This window comes from Sphingomonas sp. P3_C5 (assembly GCF_056402635.1).
Map to the genome: position 1 here is coordinate 58,090 of NZ_JBFUHA010000003.1, position 26,782 is coordinate 84,871.

Annotated in this window: 31 protein-coding genes and 1 pseudogene; 10 read left to right on the forward strand and 22 right to left on the reverse strand. The window is 62.9% G+C overall.

The annotated features are described in order from the left end of the window. Positions 1 to 4: 4 nt before the first annotated feature. The 3 genes from AC1DVS_RS09090 to AC1DVS_RS09100 form a co-directional block, all read right to left on the reverse strand. The gene (locus AC1DVS_RS09090) at positions 5 to 460 is read right to left on the reverse strand and encodes a hypothetical protein (protein ID WP_478022230.1); all 456 of its coding nucleotides are present in this window, start codon (positions 458 to 460) and stop codon (positions 5 to 7) included. Positions 461 to 523: 63 nt separating this feature from the next. After that, positions 524 to 2,740, reverse strand: a complete 2,217-nt coding sequence (gene purL / locus AC1DVS_RS09095; protein WP_478022232.1) for a phosphoribosylformylglycinamidine synthase subunit PurL — start codon at positions 2,738 to 2,740, stop codon at positions 524 to 526. A gap of 372 nt (positions 2,741 to 3,112) precedes the next feature. Next, the gene (locus AC1DVS_RS09100; protein ID WP_478022233.1) at positions 3,113 to 3,982 is read right to left on the reverse strand and encodes a sterol desaturase family protein; all 870 of its coding nucleotides are present in this window, start codon (positions 3,980 to 3,982) and stop codon (positions 3,113 to 3,115) included. A 75-nt stretch (positions 3,983 to 4,057) separates the two neighbouring features. Between AC1DVS_RS09100 and AC1DVS_RS09105 the strand changes: the two genes are divergently transcribed. From AC1DVS_RS09105 to AC1DVS_RS09115, 3 genes are all read left to right on the forward strand, one after another. Continuing rightward, positions 4,058 to 4,408, forward strand: coding sequence for a hypothetical protein (locus AC1DVS_RS09105; RefSeq protein ID WP_478022235.1), 351 nt, complete (start codon positions 4,058 to 4,060; stop codon positions 4,406 to 4,408). 6 nt (positions 4,409 to 4,414) lie between these two features. Beyond that, on the forward strand, positions 4,415 to 5,101 hold the full coding sequence (locus tag AC1DVS_RS09110) for a Crp/Fnr family transcriptional regulator (RefSeq protein WP_478022237.1): 687 nt from the start codon (positions 4,415 to 4,417) through the stop codon (positions 5,099 to 5,101). Between the two features lie 105 nt (positions 5,102 to 5,206). Further along, a complete protein-coding gene (locus AC1DVS_RS09115) occupies positions 5,207 to 5,731 on the forward strand; it encodes a hypothetical protein (RefSeq protein WP_478022239.1) in 525 nt (174 codons plus the stop codon). A 68-nt stretch (positions 5,732 to 5,799) separates the two neighbouring features. On the opposite strand, the pseudogene AC1DVS_RS09120 reads toward AC1DVS_RS09115, so the two are convergent. From AC1DVS_RS09120 to aroQ, 11 genes and pseudogenes are all read right to left on the reverse strand, one after another. Next, a pseudogene (locus tag AC1DVS_RS09120) lies at positions 5,800 to 5,921 on the reverse strand (arsenate reductase family protein); the annotation flags it as partial. Then, entirely contained in the window at positions 5,922 to 6,467 is a 546-nt protein-coding gene (locus AC1DVS_RS09125; RefSeq protein WP_478022241.1) for a hypothetical protein, read from the reverse strand. 140 nt (positions 6,468 to 6,607) lie between these two features. Continuing rightward, complete coding sequence (gene arsC, locus AC1DVS_RS09130) at positions 6,608 to 6,946, reverse strand: arsenate reductase (glutaredoxin) (RefSeq protein WP_478022243.1); 339 nt, start codon at positions 6,944 to 6,946, stop codon at positions 6,608 to 6,610. A 181-nt stretch (positions 6,947 to 7,127) separates the two neighbouring features. Then, complete coding sequence (locus AC1DVS_RS09135; RefSeq protein WP_478022245.1) at positions 7,128 to 9,389, reverse strand: beta propeller repeat protein; 2,262 nt, start codon at positions 9,387 to 9,389, stop codon at positions 7,128 to 7,130. Between the two features lie 32 nt (positions 9,390 to 9,421). Next, complete coding sequence (locus AC1DVS_RS09140) at positions 9,422 to 10,090, reverse strand: hypothetical protein (RefSeq protein ID WP_478022247.1); 669 nt, start codon at positions 10,088 to 10,090, stop codon at positions 9,422 to 9,424. A gap of 68 nt (positions 10,091 to 10,158) precedes the next feature. Then, positions 10,159 to 10,962 carry an arginase family protein gene (locus tag AC1DVS_RS09145; RefSeq protein ID WP_478022249.1) on the reverse strand — a complete coding sequence of 268 codons (804 nt, stop codon included), beginning with the start codon at positions 10,960 to 10,962 and terminating at the stop codon, positions 10,159 to 10,161. 178 nt (positions 10,963 to 11,140) lie between these two features. Further along, on the reverse strand, positions 11,141 to 11,431 hold the full coding sequence (locus AC1DVS_RS09150) for a hypothetical protein (protein WP_478022251.1): 291 nt from the start codon (positions 11,429 to 11,431) through the stop codon (positions 11,141 to 11,143). A gap of 251 nt (positions 11,432 to 11,682) precedes the next feature. Further along, positions 11,683 to 12,912: an MFS transporter gene (locus AC1DVS_RS09155; RefSeq protein ID WP_478022253.1), complete on the reverse strand. Its 1,230-nt coding sequence runs from the start codon at positions 12,910 to 12,912 to the stop codon at positions 11,683 to 11,685. A gap of 318 nt (positions 12,913 to 13,230) precedes the next feature. Then, positions 13,231 to 14,583 (reverse strand): acetyl-CoA carboxylase biotin carboxylase subunit, encoded by a 1,353-nt coding sequence (accC, locus tag AC1DVS_RS09160; RefSeq protein WP_478022255.1) that lies wholly within the window; start codon positions 14,581 to 14,583, stop codon positions 13,231 to 13,233. Positions 14,584 to 14,589: 6 nt separating this feature from the next. Further along, positions 14,590 to 15,060, reverse strand: coding sequence for an acetyl-CoA carboxylase biotin carboxyl carrier protein (accB, locus tag AC1DVS_RS09165; RefSeq protein ID WP_478022257.1), 471 nt, complete (start codon positions 15,058 to 15,060; stop codon positions 14,590 to 14,592). 35 nt (positions 15,061 to 15,095) lie between these two features. Then, positions 15,096 to 15,530 carry a type II 3-dehydroquinate dehydratase gene (aroQ, locus tag AC1DVS_RS09170; RefSeq protein WP_478022259.1) on the reverse strand — a complete coding sequence of 145 codons (435 nt, stop codon included), beginning with the start codon at positions 15,528 to 15,530 and terminating at the stop codon, positions 15,096 to 15,098. Positions 15,531 to 15,708: 178 nt separating this feature from the next. Here aroQ and thiS point away from each other — a divergent pair, with 178 nt between their 5' ends. The 3 genes from thiS (at position 15,709) to AC1DVS_RS09185 (ending at position 17,885) form a co-directional block, all read left to right on the forward strand. After that, positions 15,709 to 16,713, forward strand: a complete 1,005-nt coding sequence (gene thiS, locus AC1DVS_RS09175; RefSeq protein ID WP_478022261.1) for a sulfur carrier protein ThiS — start codon at positions 15,709 to 15,711, stop codon at positions 16,711 to 16,713. A 64-nt stretch (positions 16,714 to 16,777) separates the two neighbouring features. Next, positions 16,778 to 17,548, forward strand: coding sequence for an alpha/beta hydrolase (locus AC1DVS_RS09180; RefSeq protein WP_478022263.1), 771 nt, complete (start codon positions 16,778 to 16,780; stop codon positions 17,546 to 17,548). Between the two features lie 166 nt (positions 17,549 to 17,714). Continuing rightward, complete coding sequence (locus AC1DVS_RS09185; RefSeq protein ID WP_478022265.1) at positions 17,715 to 17,885, forward strand: CsbD family protein; 171 nt, start codon at positions 17,715 to 17,717, stop codon at positions 17,883 to 17,885. Positions 17,886 to 17,946: 61 nt separating this feature from the next. Here AC1DVS_RS09185 and AC1DVS_RS09190 read toward each other — a convergent pair whose 3' ends face one another. From AC1DVS_RS09190 to leuC, 8 genes are all read right to left on the reverse strand, one after another. Continuing rightward, positions 17,947 to 19,590, reverse strand: a complete 1,644-nt coding sequence (locus AC1DVS_RS09190; RefSeq protein ID WP_478022266.1) for a thiamine pyrophosphate-binding protein — start codon at positions 19,588 to 19,590, stop codon at positions 17,947 to 17,949. 296 nt (positions 19,591 to 19,886) lie between these two features. Beyond that, entirely contained in the window at positions 19,887 to 20,219 is a 333-nt protein-coding gene (gene grxD, locus AC1DVS_RS09195; protein WP_478022268.1) for a Grx4 family monothiol glutaredoxin, read from the reverse strand. A gap of 48 nt (positions 20,220 to 20,267) precedes the next feature. After that, positions 20,268 to 20,501, reverse strand: coding sequence for a BolA family protein (locus tag AC1DVS_RS09200; protein ID WP_478022270.1), 234 nt, complete (start codon positions 20,499 to 20,501; stop codon positions 20,268 to 20,270). Between the two features lie 3 nt (positions 20,502 to 20,504). After that, positions 20,505 to 20,828, reverse strand: coding sequence for a DUF1476 domain-containing protein (locus AC1DVS_RS09205; protein ID WP_478022271.1), 324 nt, complete (start codon positions 20,826 to 20,828; stop codon positions 20,505 to 20,507). A gap of 239 nt (positions 20,829 to 21,067) precedes the next feature. Then, positions 21,068 to 22,069, reverse strand: a complete 1,002-nt coding sequence (locus AC1DVS_RS09210) for an NADPH:quinone oxidoreductase family protein (protein WP_478022272.1) — start codon at positions 22,067 to 22,069, stop codon at positions 21,068 to 21,070. Then, on the reverse strand, positions 22,032 to 22,661 hold the full coding sequence (gene leuD / locus AC1DVS_RS09215; protein ID WP_478022274.1) for a 3-isopropylmalate dehydratase small subunit: 630 nt from the start codon (positions 22,659 to 22,661) through the stop codon (positions 22,032 to 22,034). Before leuD ends, AC1DVS_RS09210 begins: the two co-directional genes overlap by 38 nt. Continuing rightward, positions 22,661 to 22,795, reverse strand: a complete 135-nt coding sequence (locus AC1DVS_RS09220; RefSeq protein WP_478022276.1) for a hypothetical protein — start codon at positions 22,793 to 22,795, stop codon at positions 22,661 to 22,663. The genes leuD and AC1DVS_RS09220 overlap by 1 nt, the downstream gene beginning before the upstream one ends. After that, entirely contained in the window at positions 22,792 to 24,234 is a 1,443-nt protein-coding gene (leuC, locus tag AC1DVS_RS09225; RefSeq protein WP_478022277.1) for a 3-isopropylmalate dehydratase large subunit, read from the reverse strand. The genes AC1DVS_RS09220 and leuC overlap by 4 nt, the downstream gene beginning before the upstream one ends. Before the next feature lie 105 nt (positions 24,235 to 24,339). On the opposite strand from leuC, the gene AC1DVS_RS09230 reads away from it, so the two are divergent. The 4 genes from AC1DVS_RS09230 to AC1DVS_RS09245 all read left to right on the forward strand — a co-directional run bounded on the left by AC1DVS_RS09230 (position 24,340) and on the right by AC1DVS_RS09245 (position 26,758). Continuing rightward, a complete protein-coding gene (locus AC1DVS_RS09230; protein WP_478022279.1) occupies positions 24,340 to 24,705 on the forward strand; it encodes a hypothetical protein in 366 nt (121 codons plus the stop codon). A gap of 244 nt (positions 24,706 to 24,949) precedes the next feature. Beyond that, the gene (locus AC1DVS_RS09235) at positions 24,950 to 25,309 is read left to right on the forward strand and encodes a hypothetical protein (RefSeq protein ID WP_478022281.1); all 360 of its coding nucleotides are present in this window, start codon (positions 24,950 to 24,952) and stop codon (positions 25,307 to 25,309) included. A 201-nt stretch (positions 25,310 to 25,510) separates the two neighbouring features. Then, entirely contained in the window at positions 25,511 to 26,095 is a 585-nt protein-coding gene (locus AC1DVS_RS09240; protein WP_478022282.1) for a DUF1697 domain-containing protein, read from the forward strand. A 102-nt stretch (positions 26,096 to 26,197) separates the two neighbouring features. Continuing rightward, positions 26,198 to 26,758: a hypothetical protein gene (locus AC1DVS_RS09245; protein WP_478022283.1), complete on the forward strand. Its 561-nt coding sequence runs from the start codon at positions 26,198 to 26,200 to the stop codon at positions 26,756 to 26,758. Positions 26,759 to 26,782: the final 24 nt, after the last annotated feature.

Consider the following 26,782-nt stretch of genomic DNA (forward strand, 5'->3'; position numbering starts at 1 on the left):
GGGCTCATTGGGCCGGGCCCTGCGATCGCAGATAGCGCCTGGCGACGAGGCCGATCGGGATACCGACCAGGATGATGTGGCTGAACAGCTGCTTGGCGATCGGAACCAGCTGGCTTGGATGGGATATATGAAAGCGCAGGGGCAGCACGATCCAGTACATCACCAGCCACAAGAGGATGCCGTACAGGGCTCCGGCGAGGATCGGGCGATCGGGCAGCAGCCGCCATTGTCGCGCCGCGACCATATAGGCGGTCACCATGCACGCCATGATCGCGAAATGGACGATCAGGCCGGCGGCGGCATAGCTTGTGTTGGCAAGCGCTACGTCGCCGAACGGACCGCTTGCGACCGACTGCAGCATGCGGATTGGCGTCGAGCCGCCCATGATGGAGAAGACGACGGCGGACAGGATGTCGAGCGTACCCGCAATGAGGGTAGCGATAGCGATCGGCTTGAGCATGACAGGATCTCCCCGATCGGGAGGTTCTCGCGCCTTCAGCCTTTCGTCAAGGGCGGACCCCGTTCAGACGATCGTGTCGCCCATCAGCGTCGGGAAGAAGCCCTCATGCGCAGAGCGCAGCGCTTCGAGGGTCACGACATGATCGTCGTCGGGGAGCTCGAAGATCAGCCGGCCGGCAATGGTGCGGCCGATGCGCTCGACCTCGAGTCCGATTGCGCCGGCGCCGGCCAGCGTATCGAGCAGGGCATGATCGGCAACGGTCGCGACATACAGGCCCTGGTCCTCGCCGAACAAGGAGCAGGCGATGCCGCAGGGGAGGGGGGCGTGCAGCATGGCGCCGATATTCCCGGCCAGCGCCATCTCGGCGATGGTGACCGCGATACCGCCATCGGACACGTCATGCACCGCAGTGAGTGCGCCCGAGGCAATGCCGGCGCGGACGAATTCGCCGGCGAGCTTCTCGGCCGCCAGATCGACCGGCGGCGGTGGGCCTTCCTCGCGGCCATGGACTTCGCGCAGCCAGAGCGACTGGCCGAGATGGCCCGAACGGGTGCCGATCAGGACGATGACGTCCCCGGTTCCCTTGAAGGCGATCGTCGCCGATTTCGACCAGTCGGCGAGCAAGCCGACGCCGCCGATCGCCGGGGTCGGCAGGATCGCGCTGCCGGTGCCGTCGTCATTCTTGGTCTCGTTGTAGAGCGAGACGTTGCCGCTCACGATCGGGAAGTCGAGCGCAGCGCAGGCCTCGGCCATGCCCTCGATACAGCCGACGAACTGGCCCATGATCTCGGGCCGCTGCGGGTTGCCGAAGTTCATGCAATCGGTCGTGGCGAGCGGCGTCGCGCCGACTGCGCTCAGGTTGCGATAGGCCTCGGCGATCGCCTGCTTGCCGCCTTCATAGGGGTCGGCAAAGCAATAGCGAGGCGTGCAGTCGGTCGTGATTGCCAGGCCCTTGTTCGTGCCATGGACGCGGACGACAGCGGCATCGCCACCGGGGCGCTGGACGGTGTCGGCGCCGACCATGTGGTCATATTGCTCCCAAATCCAGCGGCGGCTGGCGATGTCGGGGCAGGCCATCAGCGTGAGCAGGTCGGCGGCGATATCGGTCGCCTCGGGCACATTGGCCAAAGGAGCCGGCGGCGGCGTCTTCACCCAGGGGCGATCATAGGCCGGCGCGTCATCGGCGAGCGGGCCGAGCGGAATGTCGGCGACGATTTCGCCCTGCCATTTCAACACCATATGCCCGGTATCGGTGACATGGCCGATGACCGCGAAATCAAGCTCCCATTTGTGGAAGATGGCTTCGGCAAAAGCCTCGCGGCCCGGCTTCAGCACCATCAGCATGCGCTCCTGGCTTTCGGAGAGCATCATCTCATAGGGCGTCATGCCGGTTTCGCGCTGCGGCACCGCGTCCATCACCAGCTCGATGCCGACGCCGCCCTTGGACGCCATCTCGACGCTCGATGAGGTGAGGCCAGCCGCGCCCATGTCCTGGATCGCGACGATCGCGTCCGACGCCATGAGTTCGAGGCACGCTTCGATCAACAGCTTCTCGGTAAAGGGGTCGCCGACCTGGACGGTGGGGCGCTTCTCCTCCGAGTCCTCGGAGAAATCTGCCGAGGCCATGGTCGCGCCGTGGATGCCGTCACGGCCGGTCTTGGAGCCGACATAGACGATTGGATTGCCGATGCCCGACGCGGCCGAATAGAAGATCTTGTTGGTCTCTGCGACGCCTACGGTCATCGCGTTGACCAGTATGTTGCCGTCATAGGCCTTGTGGAAATTCACTTCGCCGCCGACCGTCGGCACGCCCACGCAATTGCCATAGCCGCCAATACCATGGACCACGCCGGCGATCAGATGGCGCATCTTGGGATGATCGGGCCGGCCGAAGCGAAGCGCGTTCAGATTGGCGACGGGGCGCGCACCCATGGTGAAAACATCGCGCAGGATGCCGCCGACACCAGTCGCAGCACCTTGATAGGGCTCGATGTAAGATGGGTGGTTGTGGCTCTCCATCTTGAAGATTGCGGCCTGGCCGTCACCGATGTCGATTACGCCCGCATTCTCGCCGGGGCCGCAGATCACTTGCGGGCCGGTGGTCGGCAGCTTCTTCAAATGGATGCGCGAGCTTTTGTAGCTGCAATGCTCCGACCACATCACCGAGAAGATGCCGAGTTCGGTGAGATTGGGCTCGCGGCCCATGGCGTGCAGTACGCGCTCATATTCTTCCGGGGAAAGCCCGTGCTGGGCGACGATCTCGGGGGTGATCTGGCTCATGCCCGCGGGCTTTAGGGTCCAAACGCACTCCCCACAACCGCTGACCGCGGGCCCGCTCGTCATGGCGGCGACAAATTCCCTGTTAATTCGCCGGAACAGGGAATTTTTTCTTTTTTCTTGGCGTCATTCGCGGCTGATTTGCAAAAATTCCTCTATCTTACAATAACTTATAGAATATGTCATCAGCCTTTCCAACACGGAACAGGGAATTAACAGGGAATAACAGGGAAATTGCGCCGCGCAGCCGCCATCCGCGGCGCCGCGCGCAGCATTCAGAATCCGGACGATTAGAAAGAGCGGCTCGGGCTTCTGAGACGTCCCGTGCGCATCTTATGGCCGATCCGGCGATGCGGTTGAATCGGACGCCGCGCTCTACTGCGTCGCGACCGCCTTCACGGCCTCGGGCTTCGGCGCGTGGACCAGCGGCCACAATAATTGCTCGGCAGCGGTGGTCGGTGGGAGGTTCTCGACGCCGATCTTTTCGGGATAGCGGCGGCTGATCTTGGCGGTGCCGAACAGCACATCCCAGAAGAATAGCAGATTGCCGAAATTGCCCTTGTAGTTCGTCACCCCGTCACTCGCATGCTTGCCATGATGCGCCGCATGGGTCGTCGGCGTGGAGATGGTCCGCTCGACCAGCCACATCAAAGGCGAGAGCCATTTCACCCGGTACAGCGGCGCATCCCAGCGGCGATCGGAATGGGCGGCTATAATCACCGTCATCTTGACCACGACATAGCCGGCATAGAGCCAGCCGAGCCCGAGATAGACGAGCACCCCCGAGAGCCACAGCGAAGGCATTAGCAGATAATAGAAGATGTTGTTCCGGTAGACGATCCGCACTGACATATATTCGGCCTCATGGTGCGGCCGGTGGAGTTTGTAGAGCCACGGCACAGTGTGCGAGAGCCGGTGCCACCAATATTGCATCATGTCCTCGCCGAGCAGCAGCAGCGCGAGCTGGGCGAGGATAGGCCAGTCGGCGAGCGCACCGGCGGCTTCCGGCGCTGCGAGCCGGGCAAGGAAGATGCCGCCCGCCAGCACGAGCGGCTGGGTGACGACGAGCAGGATCGCCGAGCCGAATATCTCGACCACCGCATCCTGCCGCGTGGCGCCGCCCTTGCGGAAGAAACCGGTCGAAATCGCTTCGGCCAGCGCGAAGCCGGCATAGATGGCGACAATCGCGATCAGTTCGACCTTCATCGCACCCTCCCGGCCGCGCTCGATCGGCTGCCTGAGCATTGCGATAGCGGATTTGCGCGGCTAAGAATGACAAGTTCTTTACAATTCTGCTACGGCTTTAACCGGAAGAATATCGTGCTGATAGACGCAGACATTGGCTTTCTGGAGGATTGCCTCGAAGATTGGCGCGGTCTGTGGGAGGTCGCGTGGATGGAGCCTGATACCCCCGTCGCGGAGCGCGCCATCTTCGCCAAGGGCCTTGTCGAAAAGGGCCTGTTGGATTTGTTGCGCGTCCAGGGTTGGGCCGAGGTGGGGGCAGTCCCTCCCCTTCCGCGCGATGAGGCCATCTCGATTGTCGCCGAACCGGAAAATTATGCGGCCCCTGACACCTGGCGGAGCGGCTTTTACGTGTTTTCGATCACCGCTGCCGGCGAAGCCGCCATCACCGACTGGTACATTGCCCGATCCCCGAGCGCCTCCACTTGAGCCGCCATGGCTCGACTCTTCCTTCTCGGCGCACCCAGCCTGGCCTCGCTCCTGTCGCCCGAGCTGTTCGCCATCCTGCGCGCCGCCGGGACGCCGATCAGCTACCCCGACAAGGCGCTGGTCCAGGCGCGCGGCGACGCACGGCCGGGTCTGTCGATCATTCATCAGGGTGCGGTCCAGATCGGCAATCCGGGAGTGGATGGCTCGTTCGTCGTCACCTCGGTGCTCGGCCCCGGCCATTGCTTCGGCGAGATGACTCTGTTCGGCGATCTGCCGCGCACCCATGATGCAGTCGCGATGGGCGCGACGGTGATCGATCAGGTCAGCCCGGCCGCCTATGAGCGCATCGCGGCGGCGCACCCGGCGCTCGACCGCGCGATCATGGCGATGATGGCGCGCCGCCTGCACGTGCTACTCGAATTCGCCGACGATCTTCGCCGCCTGCCGCTCAAGGTCCAGCTCGCCAAGCTGCTGCTGACCATGGCCGGCGCCCAACAGGGCGAAGCCCATGCTGACGCCACGCATGAGGAGCTGGCGGCGATCCTCGGCGTGTCGCGGGTGGCGATCGGCACGGCGCTGAGTACGCTCGAGCGGGAAGGGCTGATCAAACGGCGCTACGGTAGCATCGAGGTGTCGGATCGCGCGGCGCTCCGCGGCTGGATTGAGCAGCGGACGATGCTTAGTCCGATCTAGGTCGTGAGCCCGTAATCAGGATGGGGCGAGCGTCCCGCTCGCGGACCTTGCGGTGAAATGACAAAGGTTTAAGCGTATAAGTCAGTTGGCGGGCGATGCGAGCAGATGAGCGGCTTCGAGGAACTAACGGACCATTTCACGAGCCGTATCACCGACGTTGCGCGCTCTCGCGAATATGCGAGATATCGCGCGATTATGGAAGATCTGGAGGCGACGGAGAGCGCGATCGAGATTTTGGGGCGACTATATGGTAGGTTGCCTGGATCAACGATTGCCAATTTCCTGCTTGTAAATCTCCATTTTGTTGGGCGGTGGACGATCAGGGATTATCAGGTGCTCTTGGCACTTGTGTGCGACAATGAGATCGCGATGTATCACCTCGACCACTTTCTAATGAGGGAAGGGGGCCTTGATTACGACACGCGCGCCGAGCTTTGGGCGGGCCGCTACAAGAATCTCTCCAGGCACTATCACGCGATCACTTTCGGCAGGGGTGAAGTGGTTCCGCACACAGATGATTTCTCGTTGCTCGCGAAGAGCCATGAAAAGTATTTTGGCGTTCGAGCCGAAGATCTGCGAGCATTCCAATGCGACCTGCACCGAAAGGTCACGAGCGCACGAGCGAGCTAACTCGCGCGCCGCTTCGGCTACTGCCGCTTGCCACCCACTTCCCGACCTCCCGCTTCTGCGCCTACCGCCTAGAGAATCTCCCGCTCCTCGTCCGGCGGTCGGCCAGCCGCACACCCTCCTCAGTCTCGACCAGCGGGCGCTCGATCAGGATCGGGTCGGCGATCATTGCGTCGAGAATAGCGATGACGTCTCACGCCCTCTTGCGACTGCTGGTCACACGCGCCGTCCTGGCTCCGCAATTCTGCGCGACGGACAGGATGTTGAACAGCGCGTCGACTGGTGCGGTGCCCAGGTCGACGCTGATCCACTTCTCATCGACCGTCGCGCTGTGGATCACGCCGCTCACCCCTTCCTCGCGCGGCGTTGCCGGGCCAGCCGGGGGCATCCACCGATTGAACCACCAGCTGACCAGCTTCCCCGTGAACTGCCCGTCATGGTCCAGGCGAAAATCGTCCCACCACAAGTCCTCGAACTCTACGACAAGGTTCGGGGTGTTGAGGGAGAAGCCGGGTAGCTGACCGGCGCGCTCGCGAGGCTGCATGTCCAGCCATTCCGTCATCGGGTCGCCGAAGCTGATGTCGGGGACGTAGAGCTTGCCGAACAGCTCGCTGTCGGGCCGCTCGATCCGGCGCTCGACATGAACGTCGGATCGTTTGGCACGCTGGTGAGCAACCATGGACTCAAATTGCTCGACATAGTCATCCCGGACGGACTGGATCACTTCGCGCACGTTCATGTGCATGGGCATAAATGCACCCGGTTGCCGATTTGCTAACATGTTGGTTCAGCGCCGAATGTCCAGGTTGGGACGATCCGGCGCGTTAGCAACGATGCAGCTTGCGACCCGTGCCATCAGTGCGCAGCGCGGGCTGCGGTCTAGAGAATCTCCCGCACCTTCTCCGGCGGCCGGCCTAGCCGCACGCCCTTTTCGGTCTCGACCAGCGGGCGCTCGATCAGGATCGGGTCGGCGATCATTGCGTCGAGGATGGTGTCGCCATCCGCATATTTGAGCGTCCGCGCGGCATCTTCGGCCATGCGCAGGCCCTGGCGCGGCGCCATCCCAGCGCGCTCGTACAGGGCCGCCAGCTTCGCGCGCGTCGGTGGGTTTTTGAGATATTCGATCACCTCGACCTCGACACCCGGCGTGCCCTGCAAGATCGCCAGCGTCTCGCGCGATTTCGAGCAGCGCGGATTGTGCCAGATACTTGCCTTCATGCGTTCAGTTCCTGAGTTCGGCCTGCCACCAGGCAAGCGTCGCCATCACGATACCAGCGCAGCCGGCTCTGCCAAGAGCGCAGCAAGGCAGTACTCCCGAAATCCAGCTGCCCACATCATCGGGTTCGCAGCCGAATCCGGGCTGCAGGTGCTGCGCATCGCTCATCGATAAAATGGCAGGCTAGGGCGTTCCCGTGATGATGCCCCGGCCATTTGTGCCGATGTATACGACACCAAATTTGCGCATGTCGCCAACGATCACGCGCGGGCCAACGGCCCATTGGTGCTGATCATCATTGATGCGGGCGAAGGTCGCAGCATTGTCGGTCGACCGTAACAATCCGAGAGGGCCGCTATTGACCTTACCCCAAAGGAAGATGGTCGGTGTCTTCGAGCCGGGCAAAGGGGCGCCAAAGGCGAGCAGTTCCGCATCGTTTACGCTGCCCGATTTGATCAGACGAATGGGGTTGGCGCCAGGTGCGGCGTGGTAAATGCCCCCGCTTGGCGATGCGAGCCAGACGTCGCCCCTGGTTCCTGGCCGGGTATACAGCCTGCCGTCCGCGGGAAGACCGGACTGGACTATCGAAAACGTCTGTCCGCCATTGATGCTGGTATAGAATGTGCCCTTGCTGAAGCCGTAAAAGACACCGGCCGCAACGCGATCACTGGCAATCTGTGCCTGTCCTGGAATCCCGGACGAAGAAGACCAGCTTCCATCCACGCCATATTGAACGCCAGTGTCGCCTGGTGCCCAAAGGAACGACCTTCCATCCACTGAAGCCGCGATCGTTCCGCTGCCTTTTGTCGTGACAGCGCCGCCGAAGCCCTTCCAGGTCATGCCGCCGTCAGTCGAGATCTGGGCTTTCGGGCCGTTATAGGCTTTCCAGCCTGGCGCGATCGCCGCCACGATCGTGGTTGGCTTGCTCTGAACGAAGTCCAGGCCCGAGGGCAAAGCCGGGGCAAGCGACTCGAAGTTTCCTTGCGCGGGCGAATTCTTCAAATCGGTGAATGCAAATCCGCCCCAGTCGCCCAGGCCGGCCACGAGCAAGGTTTTGCCCGACGGGGGCGCCACCATGCTCACAACCGAAGTTTCCTCGATCCCCAGTGCGCCCCTGGTCGACCAGTTTACGGTGCCGGAGTTCAAGCCGTCGGTCAGATTGTGGGTTTCATAGACTGTCCCGCCAGTTCCGTAGATGGCGTGTGCCGCGTCGAACGGATCGATCGCAATCCCGCTTTCCCAGTTCTGCGAGCCATTTTTGATGAACGGCGATACGCTGCTGTCATAGGATGCGCCGCTGCCGCCGACTTCGTGCCAGCTATTGCCGTAGTCGCCGGACAGCCAGCGCGAGTCCGAAGGGTCATAGCGGTCTACCGTCGAGACCAGCATCAGCCCATTTTTGCTTTGCGATAGCGCCAAGCCGCCGATCGGCCCGCCGGGCAAGGTGATTTGCCGCCATCGACCCGATCGGTAGCTGGCATCCGGCGTAAACTCCCAAAGCTGGCTGTCACCGATCCCCACCGGACCCTCGTGATCGGTATAGTTGATATACAGCTTGTTATTTGGCCCGACGGCCACGTGCTGGACGAGCATTCCAGTCGGTTGCCCGTCAACAGGGTTCCACGTCGCGTCGATTTTGCCGGGTTGGGCTGTCACGTATAATCCCATGACGTCCGCGCCAGAGCCGGTCGCCGAAACACCGGCATAGACCGCTGCAGTCGAACCGCCCGCAGCATATGGGGTCATCGTCACCACACCAGCGTCGCTGGATCGGCTGGAATTCTTCATTGTCGCCGATGCCGGAAATCCCGTCATCGCGTTCCAACTCGCGCCCTGGTCAGTCGACAGATAGACGCCGGCGTTTCGCGTTCCGAAATAGACGTTCGAGGTACGATGAGGGTCCACCGCAATACGCTCGCCGCCGCCGCGACCATTGTCGTTTGAGCCGTTCTTGAAGGGCAAGGGAATAGTCGTGTAGCTTTGGCCGCTATCGGACGACACCAGCATGGCGCCGTTGCCATTCCACTCGATGCTTCCGGTAAGCGGGGAGGCATAATATCCCACCGCGAGATAAATCCGTTTTGGGTCGCTCGGATCTACGCCGATCGCTTCTGGACTGGCGTACCACCAGTTCGGCGACGAACTGATGCCGTCCATGATTGGCACCCAGGCTTTCGTCGTCAGGTCGCGTCGATAGGCGCCTCCGATGTCGGTGCGCGCGAACATCAAACCTTTCCGGGTCGGATGGAACAGGATCGCTGGCACGTAGCCGCCACCCACGATTGCGACGTTACTCCAGTGATAGCGAGAATTCGCCGCATGGCGGGACGCGGGCGCGCTTGCATGATGCCGTCGCGCGCTCGAAATATGCGGCGCCCCATATGCCGTCTGATACGATGCGATGACCAGGAGCGGGAGCAGGATTGCCGCTGTTTTGGATTTCATGCTGGCAATTCCTTGGAGTGGTTTCGGTGCCTTCACGCCTTTCCCTCGCGTGTCCGGCTCACCCACCAGGCGAGCGCCGCGAGCACCCCATAAGCGGCTAGTCCCATGATTGCGAGCGACGACGGCGGCGGATCGATCACGCTGTCGGGCTGGGCGGTCAGCCAGTTGATCGCCTGTGCCACGACCATCATTCCGGCGAGCAGTGTTATCGGAAGCCATGCGCGGGGACGTGTCGCGCGCGTCCGGCTGATGAAGATGGCGAGCCCGCCAAAGGCGAAGAGCAGCTCAAGCGGTATCTCGATCACGGGATGATTCCACAGGCCGAGGCCGAGCGGCGGCGGGTTGCCGGCGATGGTAAGATCGGGGCGGTGGACCAGCAGGTCGATCAGCCAGTGGGAGATAACTACCGCGCCGCCGATCGCCGCGGTGACCATGCTGCGTCGCCATAACCAGATCAGCAGCGCGAAACCCCCGGACCAGGCGAGCGTGCCGACCAGGCTGTGCGTCCAGGGCATATCGTACAGGTCCATCGGGTTCATCGCGGTGATGCCCGGCACAAGCCGCATATGTTCGACGCCGATCAGCAGGAACGAGAAAAAGGCGAGATCGACCAGCTGCGCGGCGATGAAGAGCGTGCCGAGGCGCGGCGACTTTCGCGATGTGGCGGCCAGCAGCGCGGGGCCATAGTGACCGATGAACATGGCGATCCCCTCCCGGGTGGTATCTTGCCGCATTGTCGTGACGCGAAACAGCGAAGTGGGGCGGATATTCAGCGCGCCGCAGCCGCTTCGCAGAGTTGAAGGATAAAGTCGCAGCCCGCTTCGGCTCCGGCCTGATCGGCCGGCGCAAACTCGGTAATCGTCAAGCCGACAAGCGTGGCCGAACCAGCGACTTTGCGAACCACGGATAGACCGTCCGCAAGCGGCAGGTTGCCGTCCAGATATGCAAGATGCGGAAACGCCGCGGGGTCGAGCGAATCCAGATCGAAATGGATGTGAACTGGGCCGGAAACAGGTTGATCGGGCGCGAGCCATTTCAGGCCATTGTCGCGCTGAAACGCCCAATCGCCTTCATCGCCGACATGGGCCGAGACATAATAGAATTGCGACGGCGACAACGGCGTTCCCAGCAGGGCCGACATATCCGCCGGTGCCGAGCCCATGAGGGCGGCCACCGGCATCCCGTGAAAACTGCCGCTGGGCGAGGTCGCCGCTGTGTTGGCGTCCAGATGGGCATCGACCCAGATGACGGTAAGGTCGGGATATTGGCCGTGCAGATAGTCGATAACGGCAATGTCGCAGGCGCAGTCACCGCCCGCCGTCAGGACACGCCTGGGTCGCTTTTCGTTCAGAATCGCCTGCGCCGAACCGAATTGTTCGAGGATCGCCGTCCACCGATTGATGCCGCCGCTCGCTTCGCCCTCACCGACAAGCGGAACATGGGCCAGCGGCCCGAATCGGCCGCAGATTTCGGCCGCGGCTTCCGCGCCCCTTCGCAAATTCTCGGAACGTCCCGATCCCTGCCACTGCGGGTAGGAGAGAACCAGATCGAATGTGTCGCTAACGTCCTGCAATCTCAGCTCCTGCGCCAATTCGTGACCTGACCGACGCGGCAACTATCCAGCGGCCGTCCCGGTAAACTTCGCATCTAATTGAGCGCGACATGGGCCCTATTTCTACCCGGCGTTATGTCGCCCCTCTCCGCGCCGCACCTTACTCCATCGGCATCCCGCGAAACAGGGAAGCCGGGGCTTAGCGCAACAGCATCTGCGCCACAGCGATATAGGGTCCGTCCGAGACATGGCAGTAACCCATCACCATGACATCGCGGGGCAGGTCCGAGCAGAGGTCTGCGATGCCGACGGCGACATAGAGGCGTGGCACTCGCGGTACCATCCTGCTCAGTCTCTTGTTGGTGTAGATGGCTATGCCTGGCCGATGCGTATTGTCGGCAAAGAGCATCGCCCCGTTCCAATAGCCCTGGACCGCAACGCATTTGCCTTTCCATTGCGCGGATTCTGCCGCGAAGGTGGCTAGGTTCACTTTCTTTGCAACTTTCAGGTTGCAGCGCTTCGGGTCCGATCCACCCGGGAGGATCCATATGTCTGCGGCCGATTGTTGGCTATCCGAAGCCTGTTGTCGAGCGAAGGCGGGAACGGAAACGGCGCAGCCGATCGCGACAGCAATCGTTGAGGCCGAGAGCCATTTCGTCATCGCCAATCCTATCCGAAACATCAGGGTTCGCCCATGCGTCGCCTGGTGCCGGCCGCATTTCGGGATGCTTTCTTCCAACATTACGCCGCCTTCGCTTCCTCGACGAAATCGACGTGCCGGCGTTCGGGGCCGAACGACGTCCACACCACCAGCACCACCGCGGTGATCCCCGCGACCAGCGCCAGCGCGAGGCCGTAATTGTCGCCATGCGCCTCGGCGAACCCGGCCTGGATTGGTCCGTTGCGCGAGGCGATGAGATTGCCGAGCTGATAGGCGAAACCGGGGAACATCCCCCGCACCAGCGCTGGCGACAATTCGTTGAGATGGACCGGCACGATTCCCCAGGCGCCCTGCACCGAAACCTGGATCAGGAAGGCGCCCAGGCCGAGCAGGAGCGGCGTGGTGCTGAAGGCCCAGAGCGGGATGACCGGCAATGCCAGCAGCGCCGCTACCATGATCGCCTTTTTTCGGCCGATCCGTTCCGACCAGATACCGAAGGAGAGCCCGCCGACGATCGCGCCCAGGTTCATGACGATCGCGAGCAGCCCCGTCGTGTGCGTATCGAAATGGTGCTGCTTCTGCAGGAAGGTAGGATAGAGATCCTGGGTGCCGTGGCTGAAGAAGTTGAACGCGGTCATCAGCACGACGACGTACAACGCGATCTTCCAGTGGCGCGCGAGCTCGCGAAAGGCATTGATCGGCGCACGCTTGCGACGAATTTCGAAGACCGGGCTCTCATGCACGTGCATGCGGATGAGGAAAACCAGCAGCGCCGGCACCACCCCGATCATGAACATGCCGCGCCAGCCGATATGATCGAAGAACAGGAAATAGGCGAGGCTGGCGAGGAAAAAGCCTGACGGATAGCCGCTCTGGAGCAGCCCCGAGACAGGCCCGCGCAGCCGGGGCGGGATCGTCTCCATCACCAGGCTCGCGCCGACACCCCATTCGCCACCCATCGCGAAGCCGAACAGGCCGCGGATCAGCAGCAGCGCGGTGAGGCTCTGCGCGAAACCAGACAGGACCGAAAAGCCTGAGAAGAGCAGGATGACGATCATCAGGATCGGCCGCCGCCCGAACCGATCGGCTAGCATGCCGAAGAAGAAGGCTCCAAACGGCCGCGCGGCGAGGGTGATGAACAAGGCTTCCGAGACTGACTTGATGTCAGTCCCGAATTCCTTGGCGATCGCCGATTGCAGGAAGACCAGCAGGAAGAAATCGAACGCGTCGAGCGTCCAGCCGAGATAGCTCGCCCAGATCGCGCTGCGTTGCGAACTGGAGAGCAGTTTCACGTCTGCAGCCAGGCTCATCCGTTGTCCCCTTCGGGCCGATGATGCCCGCTCGCGCGCTTTCATCCTAGCTTTTTGTCATGCGCGTGAAAGCGGGGAGGCTGGCTCTTCTGCTCCCCTCCCGCTGGCGGGAGGGAGTGGCGGTAGCAATCKGGTCAATCATGCCCCCGGCATGATTGAGAAATGCCCGGGGGGCATTTCGACCCGATTGCTACCGCCACTGGGTGGGCTCGCGCTTTCCGCAAGCGGTGCACTCGCTGAAGCCGGGCGCCCACCCCTAGCCCCTCCCGCAAGCGGGAGGGGGATTAGAAGATGCGAGGTGGCTTGGGCTTGAGAAGCTTACGCCTCCTGATCAGCCAGCCATTCCTCGAGCCATTTGATCGTGTAGTTCCCTGCCTGGAAATCGGGGTTCTCGATCAGTGCCTGGTGGAGCGGGATGGTCGTCTTCATCCCCTCGATCACGAACTCCTCGAGTGCGCGTCGGAGGCGGCGGATCGCGCCCTGGCGGGTGGTGCCGTAGACGATCAGCTTGGCGATCATCGAGTCGTAATAGGGGGGCACGCGGTAGCCGCCATACAGGCCGCTATCGACCCGCACATTCATGCCGCCCGGCGCGTGATATTGCTTCACCAGCCCGGGCGAGGGCGCGAAGGTGCGCGGGTCCTCGGCGTTGATCCGACATTCGATCGCATGGCCGCGGAACACGACGTCCTGCTGGCGCAAGGTCAGCGGATGGCCTTCAGCGATGCGGATCTGCTCGCGGACGAGATCGAGGCCGGTGATCATCTCGGTGACGGGATGTTCGACCTGGAGCCGCGTATTCATCTCGATGAAGTAGAATTCGCCGTCTTCCCACAGGAACTCGATCGTCCCCGCGCCGCGATAGCCCATATCGGCCATCGCCTTGGCGACGATCCCGCCCATCCGCTCGCGATCCTCGTTGCCGAGCACGGGGGAGGGCGCTTCCTCGAGCACTTTCTGGTGGCGGCGCTGCAGCGAGCAGTCGCGCTCGCCGAGATGGATCGCATTGCCATTGCCGTCGCCGAACACCTGGAATTCGATATGCCTCGGGTTGCCGAGATATTTTTCCATATAGACGGTCGCGTCGCCGAACGCCGCCTTGGCCTCGTTGCCGGCCTGCATCATCAGCGTCTCGAGCTGATCCTCGGACGTGCACACCTTCATGCCGCGTCCGCCGCCGCCCGAGGCGGCCTTGATGATCACCGGATAGCCGATCGCCTCGGCGATTGCCTTCGCCTCGCCGAGATCGCTGATCGCGCCGTCCGAGCCGGGGACGAGCGGCAGGCCGAGCGCGCCGGCGGTGCGCTTCGCCTCGACCTTGTCGCCCATCGTGCGGATATGCTCGGGCTTCGGCCCGACAAAGATGATGCCATGCGCCTCGACGATCTCGGCGAAGCGGGCATTCTCGCTGAGGAAGCCGTAGCCGGGATGGATCGCATCGGCATGGCTGATCTCGGCCGCGGAGATGATGTTGGCGATGTTGAGATAGCTCTCACCGGCGGGCGGCGGGCCGATGCAGATCGCCTCGTCGGCGAGCCGCACATGCATCGCGTCGCTGTCGGCGGTGGAGTGCACCGCGACGGTCTTGATGCCCATCTCATGGCATGCACGATGGATGCGCAGCGCTATTTCGCCGCGATTGGCGATCAGGAGCTTCTTGATTTCAGCCATTATGGCTTACTCGACGACCACAAGAGGCTGGTCGAACTCGACCGGCTGGCCGCTCTCGACCAGGATCGCCTTCACCGTGCCCGCGCTTGGGGCGAGGATCGGGTTCATCACCTTCATCGCCTCGACGATCAGCAGCGTATCGCCGGCGGCGACCGCCTTGCCGACGCTGACAAAGGTCGGCGCGCCGGGCTCGGGCGCGAGATAGACAGTGCCGACCATCGGCGATTTCACTGAGTTCGCGCTCGCGACGGGAGCCGCGGCTTCAGGCGCTGCCGTAGCGGCTGCCGGGGCAGGCGGTGGCGCGGGCGCATAATGCACAGGCGCGGCGGCCGCCGCAGCCTTGCGCGCGATGCGGATTCGCCTGCCGCCGTCCTCGACCTCGATCTCGGTCAGCTGGGTTTCGTCGAGCATCTGGGCGAGCTGGCGTACCAGCTCGACATCGATCCTCATTGCGTCTGAATTGCTATCGTCGGCCATGCGACCTTGTTCTCCCTTATTGGGGACGCGTCCTGTCAGAGACGGGCCGCGGCTTCAAGCGCAAGCAGGTAGGAAAGCGCGCCGAACCCGCTGATCGTGCCCTTGGCAGCCATGCCGACAAAGCTGTGCCGCCGATATTCCTCGCGCGCGTTCGGGTTGGACATATGGACCTCGATCACTGGAGTCGTGATCGCCCGGACCGCGTCGTAGAGCGCGAAGGAGGTGTGGGTAAAAGCGGCGGCGTTGAGCAGCACCGCCTTCGCGCCGACTGCCTGCGCCTCGTGGAGCCAGTCGACGAGATGGCCTTCGTGATTCGACTGCCGCATGTCGATCGACAGATCGAGGTCACGGGCGCGGTCCTCGAGCTGGCCGGCGATATCGTCGAGCGTATCGCTGCCATAGATTTCCGGCTCGCGCAGGCCGAGCAGGTTCATGTTCGGGCCGTTCAGGACGAAGACGGTGGCGGCCATGATATTCCCCGTTGGTTGCGGGCGCTGATCCCGCGCCTATATCCGAGCGCTCCTTACCCGTTCGTGTCGCGCGAAGTCGAGACGTGACGGTGAGGGGTGAGGCGGTGAAGGGCAGCTTTATCGGCTTCGCTCGAAAGCCTTCTCGACTTCGCGCGAAGCGAAGGGCTAGGGGACACGCATGCATACCGACCACACAGTCTCCATCACCGTCAATGGCGAGCATCGCCGCGTCCACGCCGGCCTGACGCTCGCCCAACTTGCCGCCGATCTGGGTCTTGTTCCCGAGAAGGTCGCGGTGGAGCGCAACCTCGAGGTGGTGCCGCGCTCGACTCTCGCGCAAGTGCGGGTCGAGGATGGCGACGAGCTCGAGATCGTCCATTTCGTGGGCGGCGGCGATCACGCACGGGCGATCGGCGATGACAGCTGGACCGTGGCGGGCCGCACCTTCCGCTCGCGCCTCATCGTCGGCACCGGCAAATACAAGGATTATGCGCAGAACGCCGCGGCGGTGGAGGCCGCGGGCGCCGAGATCGTCACGGTCGCGGTGCGGCGGGTGAATGTGTCCGATCGCAATGCGCCGATGCTGACGGATTTCATTGATCCCAAGAAGATCACCTATCTGCCCAACACCGCCGGTTGCTACAACGCCGAGGACGCGATCCGCACCTTGCGGCTGGCGCGCGAGGCTGGTGGCTGGGATCTGGTCAAGCTCGAGGTGCTGGGCGAGGCCAAGACGCTCTATCCGGACATGGTCGAGACGCTGCGCGCCACCGAGATCCTCGCCAAGGAGGGTTTCCTGCCGATGGTCTATTGCGTCGACGATCCGATCGCTGCGAAGCGGCTCGAGGATGTCGGCGCGGTCGCGGTGATGCCACTTGGCGCGCCGATCGGATCAGGCCTCGGCATCCAGAATCGGGTGACGATCCGGCTGATCGTCGAAGGTGCGAGCGTGCCGGTGATCGTCGACGCGGGCGTCGGAACCGCGTCCGATGCGGCGATGGCGATGGAACTCGGCTGCGACGGCGTGCTGATGAACACAGCGATCGCCGAGGCGAAGGACCCGATCCTGATGGCGGCCGCGATGAAGGCAGGCGTCGAGGGCGGCCGCATGGCCTATCTTGCGGGGCGGATGGGCAAGAGGCGCTATGCCGATCCTTCCAGCCCGCTTGCCGGGTTGATCTGACGGCAGCGCTGGCGGGGCCGGTGCAAGGCCGATAGGATAGCCGAAATATTGGAGGGGCTTGTCCATGAAACGCGTCGCGCTGCTTGCTGCCGTCACTCTTGCCGCCTGTAACGCTGGTACTCCCGGGAATGAGGCAGCCGACACCGCTCCGGCGGAGGCGCCGGCCAAGCCCAGCACGATTTGGGCGACCGCGGCGGACCGCATCAATGTTCGTGGCGATCTCTACGCTGCCGAGAAGCCCAAGGCGATCATCCTGCTCTTCCATCAGGCGGATTCGAGCCGGGAGGAATATGCCACCATCGGGCCGCGCCTGGCCGCGGCCGGCTATACCGCGATGGCGATCGACCAGCGTTCGGGCGGCTCGATGTTCGGCACCAACGAGACGATGAAGAACGTCAAGCACAAGGCCGAAATGGTCGACGCGGAGAGTGATATGATCGGCGCGGTCAACTGGGCGCGGCCGTTCGGCAAGCCGATCATCCTGTGGGGCAGCAGCTATTCCGCTTCGCTGGTCTTCGATGTCGCCAATCAGTACCCGGGCCAGGTGAGTGCGGTAATGGCGTTCTCGCCGGGCGAATATTTTCCTGACCCCCACATGGTCGGCAGGGCCGCATCGACGCTGGCCGTGCCGGCTTACATTACCTCGTCGAGCGACCCTGCGGAAATCGCCAAGGCCAAGGCGATCGCCGCGCGGGTGTCCGGCGGGCGGGCCGAGCAATATGTACCGGCGACGGGCGTGCATGGCTCCTCCACGTTGATCGCCACGAAGGACCCCAAAGGCGCCGAGGCGAACTGGGCCTCGGCGCTGGCGTTCCTGAAGAAGGTCGCGCCCTGATCGATCGGCGCCACGGCGCGAAATTGGCCGGGGATCGCGGTATTTCAGATACTTGTGCGCCCTGAATGATCGGTGCGGTCGGAACCTCGGTCGTGGTCAGGTGTTTTATCTCCAGGGCTTATGTGCGCCGGCCCCCGGCGCCGCCACTGGATCAAGGAGCACCATCATGGGTGAGCTTACCGACAAGATCAAAGGCAATGTCAACGAAGCGATTGGCAAGAGCAAGCAGCAGAGCGACAACCCGGTCACACGCGATGAAGGCGCCAACCAGGAACTGAAGGGCAAGGGCCAGCAGTTCATGGGCAAGGTAAAGGGCGCGCTCGGCGACGATATCTAACGCTGCCGTCACGCAGCCAAAAGGGCCGCCCCGGGCAACCGGGGCGGCTTTTTTTGCGGCCTCAGCGCTTGCGGATGGCCGAGATGGTCGTGCCCGGGGTGATTGCCTCGATATCGGTCTTTAGATGAAGCAGCCGCACGCCTTTCTCCGCCATGGCGCGGGTGAGGGCAGGGGCGAAATCGGCGGTGGTCTCGACCGTCTCGGCCCAGCAGCCATAAGCCCGGCCGAGCGCGGCGAAATCCGGGTTGCGTAGCCCCGTGCCGGACAGGCGGCCGGGATATTCGCGTTCCTGGTGCATGCGGATCGTGCCGTAAGTGCCATTGTCGATCACCAGCACGAGCATATCAGCGTCGTGCGCCACCGCGGTTGCCAGTTCCTGGCCGTTCATCAGGAAACAGCCATCGCCCGCCAGCGCTACGACGGTCCGATCCGGATGGCGTAGCGCGGCGGCTGTGGCGGCGGGCACGCCATAGCCCATTGCGCCTGCTGTCGGGGCGAGCTGGCAGCCCGGGCCGGCATAGCGCCAATAGCGATGCCACCAGCCCGAATAATTGCCCGCGCCGTTGCAGATGATCGTGTCGGCGGGGAGCGCCTCGCGCATCGCAGCGACGCAGGGGCCGAGATCGAGCTTCAGGTCGCGCGGAGCAGGGGTGGACCATGCCTCATACTCAGCGCGCGCTGCGGCGGCGGTGTCGAGCGGCGGGATGTCGATCGAGAGCAGCGCATCCGCGAATTCGCGCATCCCGGCACAGATTGCGAGATCGGCGCGATAGGTGCGGTTCAGTTCGTTGGGATCAGGGTGGACATGAACCAGAATCTGTCCAGGATGCTCAGGCGTCACCAGCGTATAGCCGTCAGTCGTCGCCTCGCCGAGCCTCGGGCCGATCACCAGCAGCAGGTCGGCGTCCTTCACCCGCTGGACGAGCTTCGGATTGGGGCCATAGCCGAGATTGCCGGCATAAGCGGGCGAGCTGTTCGGGATCGCATCCTGGCGGCGGAAGGCGGCGACGACCGGCAAGCCGCTACGCTCCGCGAAAAGCTGGAGATCGCGCGTCGCTTCTGCATCCCAACCGGCACCGCCGATGATCGCGACCGGATTGGCGGCCTCGCCGAGCAGATCGGCCAGCGCACACATGACGAGCGGGTCACAGGCCTGGACGGCGCGCCCGACCCTTGGCCGGTCGACCGCGACCACCTCGTCCAGCAGCATATCCTCGGGCAGCGCCAGCACGACTGGCCCCGGCCGGCCCGACATCGCGACAGTCCATGCCCGCGCGACATATTCCGGAATGCGCGCGGCATCGTCGATCTTCGCCGCCCATTTGGCGATGGGCGCGAACATCGCCGGGAAGTCGATTTCCTGGAACGCTTCGCGGTCCTTCGTGCCGCGATCGACATCGCCGATGAACAATATCATCGGCTGCGAATCCTGCATCGCGACATGGACGCCGATCGAGGCATTGGTCGCGCCCGGTCCGCGGGTGACGAAGGCGACGCCGGGTCGCCCAGTCAGCGCACCATCGGCACAGGCCATGAAGCCGACGCCACCTTCCTGGCGGCACACCACCAGATCGATCTGGGACGTGTCATGGAGCGCGTCGAGCACGGCGAGGAAGCTTTCGCCGGGTACGGTGAAGATGCGGTCGCAGCCTTGCGCGACGAGTTGATCGACCAGGATTCGGCCGCCGGTACGGGGTTTCGTCATGGCGCCGTCTCTACCCGCTCGGTTCGCGCTTGGGTAGCGCGGGCGGAATGTCGAAAAAACTTACACTTTGTAGAGAGAGTTAACGGTCATTTACCATCGAAACCCGCGGAAATCTGCGATTTCGCTGGACTGGCACGCACCCTGCTACTATCATGACATGCCGAGCGTGGTTCACGCTTCAGCAGGGCGGACCGATGCTCCCCCCGATCTCGCATCGGTCCGCCTTACCCGGCTTTTCCCAATCCGATACCGTCAGGAACCGCTCGCGCGGCGCGCGCGTCGTAACGTGCCCCGCCTTATCCGGCGGAGGCGACGCCCTGTTCCTCGAGCAGCTGACCGAGCTCGCCGCTCTCGTACATTTCCATCATGATGTCCGAGCCGCCGACGAACTCGCCCTTCACATAAAGCTGGGGGATGGTCGGCCAGTCGGAGAATGCCTTGATGCCCTGACGGACGCCTTGATCCTGCAGCACATCGACGCTGTCGAATTCAACGCCGAGATGGTTGAGGATCGCCACTGCACGGCTGGAGAAGCCGCATTGCGGGAAAAGCGGGCTGCCCTTCATGAACAGCAGGACGTCGCTCTTCGCGACCATGTCGGCGATGCGGGCCTGTGCGTCGTCAGTCACTGTCTTCACTCCCAAAGCATTTTCCCTCGGAAAATGCGCAAAATAAAATCACTCGGGTGTCGCGGTGGTGAGCTGCAATGCATGGAGCACGCCGCCCATCCGCCCGCCCAGCGCGGCATAGACCGCCTGGTGCTGCTTGATGCGGGGCATGCCCCGGAAACTCTCGGCGACGACCCGCGCCGCATAATGATCGCCGTCGCCGGCAAGGTCAGTGATCTCCACCCGCGCATCCGGAATGCCCGTGGTGATCAGCGCCTCGATCTCTTCGGCTGCCATTGCCATGGTCTATTCCGACTGCATCAGCTGGCGGCGCGCCTCGATCGTCTGTTCCTCGATCGCCCGGCGCACGGCGCCCTCATCGACTTCAGCGCCCGCCGCGGTCAGATCGCTGACCAGCTTGCGGATCACGTCCTCGTCGCCGGCTTCCTCGAACTCGGCCTGCACCACCGCCGAAGCATAGGCATCGGCCTCTTCCTTGGTCAGCTTCATCAGGCTCGCGGCCCAATGGCCGAGCAAGCGGTTGCGCCGCGCGGTGACGCGGAACGCCATCTCTTCGTCACGTGCATATTTCGTCTCGAACGCCCGTTCGCGATCGTCGAAAGTGGTCATGCTCTTCTTCCCTTTGGGCGTGCGATTGTCAGATGCGAGATAGGGTGGGGAAGGCCGATAGGCAACGCCCCTTAGTTCCTCCCCGAGCTTGCTCGGGGAGGGGGACCATTCGCTTCTTCAGCGAATGGTGGAGGGGCTTGGAGCGCGGCGACCGTGCCGCGCTCCAAGCTCCTCCACCATCCTTCGGATGGTCCCCCTCCCCGTTCCGGGGAGGATTTCCCGTTCCGGGGAGGATTAAGCTATTCCGCCACCGTCACCACCAGCTTCCCGATCGCGCCGCGCGCGGCCATCTTGGCGATTGCCTTGCCGCCATCTTCGAACGCGAAGGTCTCGGTCACGCGCGGGGCGATCTGGCCGTCCTTCCACAGGCGGAAGAGGCGCTCGATGTTCGACTGGTTCGCCTTGGGCTCGCGCGCGGCAAAGGCGCCCCAGAACACGCCGCAGACGTCGCAGCTCTTGAGCAGGGTCAGGTTGAGCGGAAGCCTGGGGATGCCGGCGGGGAAGCCGACCACCAGATAGCGGCCCTCCCAGCCGATCGAGCGCAGCGCCGGCTCGGCATAGTCACCGCCGACCGGATCATAGATCACGTCGGCGCCATTGGGGCCGAGCGCAGCCTTGAATTCGTCGGCGAGCGCCTTGGACTGGTCCTTGTCGAACGGCGCGCGCGGATAGACGATCGTCTCGTCGGCGCCCGCCTCTTTCGCCACGGCCGCCTTCTCGTCGGAGGAGACGGCGGCGACCACGCGAGCGCCAAAGGCCTTGCCGAGCTCGACCGCAGCGAGGCCGACGCCGCCGGCCGCGCCCAGCACCAGCAGGCTGTTGCCCTCGACGAGATGGCCGCGATCGAGCAGCGCATGGATGGTCGTGCCATAGGTGAGCAGCAGCGCGGCGCCCTCGGCAAAGCTGCGGCCCGGGGGCAGGCGATAGAGGCTCGCCGCCGGCAGCGCGATCTTCTCGACCAGACCGCCAGAGCCAGTGGTGGAGATCACCCGGTCACCCGGCGCCCAGCCGGTCACGCCCTCACCGACGCTTTCGATCACGCCGGAGATTTCGCTGCCGGGCGCGAACGGACGCGGCGGCTTGAACTGATATTTGTCCTCGATGATCAGGACGTCCGGATAGTTGATCGAGCAGGCCTTGACCGCGACCACCACCTGGCCGGGGCCGGCAACGGGATCAGGCAACTCGTCGATAACGAGCGTTTCAGGCCCGCCCGGTGCTTTCGACAAGAGTGCCCGCATTTGCCCTGTCTCCACTCATCCATGGCCGGTGCGCAGTGACACCGTCCTCATAATTCGAAATCGCGGTATCCCTTGCCAGCGTCAGGCCGATTTCGTCCAGCCCCTGCATCAGGCATTGGCGGCGGAAGCTGTCCATTTCGAAGACGAACCGATCCTGGAAAGCGGTAGTGACGGTCATCGTCTCGAGATCGACGGTGACGGTGTCGGTCTTCGCGACCTCGACTAGCCGGTCGATCGCCTCTTGCGGCAGGACGACGGCGACGATGCCGTTCTTGAAGGCGTTCCCAGAGAAGATATCGGAAAAGCTCGGTGCGATCACTGCCTTGATGCCCATATCGGCAAGCGCCCAGGCGGCATGCTCGCGGCTCGAGCCGCAGCCGAAATTATCGCCCGCGATCAGGACAGGCGCGCCGGCATAACGTGGATCGTCGAAGATATTGCCGGCCTGCGCGCGCACCGTCTCGAAGGCGCCCTTGCCGAGCCCTTCGCGGGTGATGGTCTTCAGCCAATGCGCTGGGATGATGACGTCGGTATCGATATTCTTCGCGCCCCATGGATAGGCGCGGCCCGAAACCTGGCTGACCGGCTCCATTATCGCGCCGTTTTAGTCTCTGGGGTTTGGTTTTCCGAGGCGAGGGCTTCGGGCGCGGGGCGGGCGCTCGCGGCATAGGCTGCGATGCCGCTGATCACGGTGCCGAGAATCAACAGGACCAATGCGCGCTTCATGCCGGCTTCCTCCCCATAAGGTCTCGGACGTCACTCAACCGCCCTGTCACTGCCGCAGCTGCGGCCATTGCGGGCGATACCAGATGCGTCCGTGCCCCCGGTCCCTGCCGTCCTACGAAATTCCGATTCGAAGTGGAAGCACATCGTTCACCGGGCGGCACTTTATCCGGATTCATCGCAAGGCACATCGAACAGCCGGGCTCGCGCCACTCGAATCCGGCGTCGACGAAGATGCGGTCGAGCCCCTCGGCCTCGGCCTGGCGCTTGACCAGGCCGGAGCCCGGCACGACCAGAGCCCGCACGCCGTCAGCGACATGGCGGCCGTTCGCGACCGAGGCGGCCGCGCGCAGATCCTCGATCCGTGAATTGGTGCAGCTGCCGATAAAGACATGCTCGACAGGCACGTCCTGCATCGCGGTGCCGGGCGTCAGGCCCATATAGGCAAGCGACTTGCGCGCCGCCTCGCGCTTGGCGGGATCGGCAAAACTTTCGGGATCCGGCACGTGCCCGGTGATCGCGACGACATCCTCGGGGCTGGTGCCCCAGGTCAGCGAGGGCGCGATATCGGTCGCATCGAGCCGGACGCTGCGGTCATAGGTCGCGGCGGCGTCGCTCGGCAGTGTCTTCCACCACGCCACGGCCTTGTCCCAATCCTCACCCTTGGGGGCCATCGGCCGGCCCTTGAGATAGGCGAAAGTGGTCTCGTCGGGCGCGACCAGCCCCGCGCGGGCGCCGCCCTCGATCGACATGTTGGCGACCGTCAGCCGCCCCTCGATCGACATCGCGCGCATGATCTCGCCGGTATACTCGATGACATAGCCGGTGCCGCCCGCGGCGCCGATCTTGCCGATGATTGCGAGGATCACGTCCTTGGGGCTGACGCCGAAGCCGAGCGTGCCGTCGACGCGGATCTCCATCGTCTTCGACTGAGTCAGCAACAGCGTCTGCGTCGCGAGGACATGCTCGACCTCGCTGGTGCCGATCCCGAAAGCGAGCGCGCCGAGTGCACCATGCGCCGAGGTATGGCTGTCGCCGCAGACAAGCGTGGTTCCGGGCAGAGTGAAGCCCTGTTCCGGTCCGACGACATGGACGATGCCCTGCGCGGCCGCGATCGCATCGATATAGTCGATGCCGAATTCGGCGCAGTTGCGCTGCAGCGCATCGAGCTGCGCCGCACTTTCCGGATCGGCGATCGGCAGCCGGTGCCCGGCCGCATCGACCCGCGCGGTGGTGGGAAGATTATGATCGGGCACCGCAAGCGTCAGATCGGGCCGCCGCACCGTGCGCCCGGCGGCGCGCAGGCCGGCAAAGGCCTGGGGGCTGGTCACCTCATGGACGAGGTGGCGATCGATATAGATCAGGCAGGTGCCATCATCGCGCCGTTCGACAACGTGCGACGCCCAGATCTTTTCGTAGAGAGTCAGCGGACGGGAAGCCATGCTGGGGCTCTAGCCCTTTCTTGCGCTGGATCAACCCGCTGCGGTGTTTTGTTGCGTGAAGCTGGGGTTGTTGATGGAAAGCCGGGGCTGGCTTACTGCGCTCCAATGCCTGCCTGGAAATGCTTCATTCGTGGAACCGGCTTTCCGGTCGGACCGACGGGGACAGCCGGACCTTATGGCTTCTACACGACGCGATGGGTGCAGGCGCTCAATGCGAGGCAGGCCGAACTCAAGGCGCTGGCGCTGCTCCGCAGGGACCCCTCCTTCGAGCGGCCGAAGCGGAAATTCCCGTGGAGCAAGTCTCCCGATCTCAGCGCGGCGCGGGTCCATTTCGAGGAGATCGTGCGTGTGAAGCGCCTGCCGCGGAGGCATCGCATGGGTGCCGTTTGGTTTACTGAAGACGAGTCCGACCGAGCGGGTCCCGCGGCGCGCATGCATGAACGGCTTGAGGGACGTCGCGGGTCTCTTTGAAGGCATACAGTGGGATTTGCCATTGTAAGGGTTCACGGGCGCCTCAGGATCGTTCAGTCAAGGCAGGCCGAGCCCAAGGCTGAAGTTGCGTGCACTGACACGGTAATCCCGTAATCCGTGCTCAGTGACATATATGGAGTCCGCAGGTTCGGGATCCAATAACGCGAGCCCTCCTACAGCCTGGTGACCTTATTAAAATTTTTACACCAAAAAACCTTAAAAGTTAATGCGGGAGGTCACTAATATGGATAAAGACAGTTTTATTGATCTGCTGAGAAGCTATGCCCTGCCGACCGAGAATGTTTATGAAGACACATCGGAGGTTGGGTCTTTGCTTTGGAATAACAGCAAATCGTCTCTTGCAATTATTGCCGAAAAGGGCATGGAGCCAACGCTACAACTAGTTATTTTACACTCAAACAATAATTATGCCTATTTCAATTGTAGCCTTGATGGAATAAATGGAGTAGAAATTGAAGAATTGGTTGAGTTTGTAAGAATAAATAGTTGCGATCTGTACGCCGCGGCGACGACAGCTAGTGGTTCTTTCAATATTTCAAACATTGGCCCCACAAACCAAGTGTTTGAGTTTGCGCCGCTATAGCCGCAGAGAGAAGTGTTGCAGGTGCTTATACGTTGGGTTACGGTGACAGTGCACTTAATTGCCTTCACCGGGTTACGGTGACAGTGCACTTAATTGCCTTCACCGGCGGGGATTTTGCGGCTGGCCGGATGACTGTTTTGGCGAATTCTCCCCAGTTGTCGCTGTTGCATCTTCGGCCGATTGGCTATGGCGTGGGTATCGATGGCATCCCATATCGCCCTGCTCCACAGCATCACGATCGGGAATGACCGCAGGCTCGTCATGGCCGATTGGCGTGCCATGATGGAGGCCATCGGGCTGAAACGGCCTCAGACGCTGATCGCGACTGGCAATGCCGTGTTTGAAAGCGAGCGTGCGACGGTCAGGCAACTCGAGAAACGCCTCGAAACGGCGTTCGAGCAAAGTTTCGGGCGCCATATCGACACGATCGTGAAGACCGGGGCGCATTGGCGAAAATTGATGAGAAGCAATCCATTCCCCGAGCAAGCTGAGCGCGATCCCGCGCGCGTCGCGGTGCGCGTCATGCGCAAGCCGCTGGATGAAGCCGCTATCGAAGCGTTGATGCCCTATGCGACCCAAGGTGAGTCCCTGAAACTCGCTGAGGGCCATCTCTGGATTCATTTTGAACAGGATCCGGCCCGTTCCCGGCTGTTGTCCCAGCTTGCGACGAAGCGTCTTGGCGCGGGCACCGTGCGAAACTGGAACACGGTTCGCCGGCTGAACGAGATGATCCAGCGGGAATTCCGGTGCGGAACTGGAGCGCGCCCTATGTTGAAACGCAACTAAATCTCTGTGTTATTCAATTAGGCGCGTCTCAACGCAGGGGTGTGCTCCAGCACCGTCACGGATTTTGATCGAGTGACTGGGGGATAAGGAGCTGTGTCGAAAATGATTGGATTTCCCTCTTTCGTGAGAGTCGCACTGCTGGTTGCGCTGGGCATTTGCAGCACATCAGATGCCAATGCGCGGAGCCACCATCCCAGCGTTATTGATAGCGACAATGTAATTCTCACTGCTGGATTTTCGGGTGATGCAATCACGTTTCGCGCCATCAACATCGGAAAATCTGACCTGCTGATACCGCGCGACTTCTGCTTCGATCTGCATCTTCGCGCCAAGCTGGTGGCAATCGGCAGAGACGAGAAGGCTCTTGGTGATTTCTCAGCGGGGCTCGTGCGTGAGAGCGGAAGGATGAAGCGTTTGAGGTCGGGCGGCGGCGTGGCGAAGTGCGAAATCCGATATCTTGGCTACGCGAAGGACCTGCGCGGGGACGATGTTTATGCTGACTGGACCACCAACCTGTTTATTGGATCGGCGAATGGTACCTATGTGTCCAAACCTGCCTCTGGCCTCATTCGTCTGAACAATCGGGTTGATAGTGTCGATGCTTTCGATACGCTGGCGCTCACATTTTTCCTCCATCGTAAATACTTCGGCGTAGACGAGTGAGTAGAGTTGCGGTGTCAGTTTTCC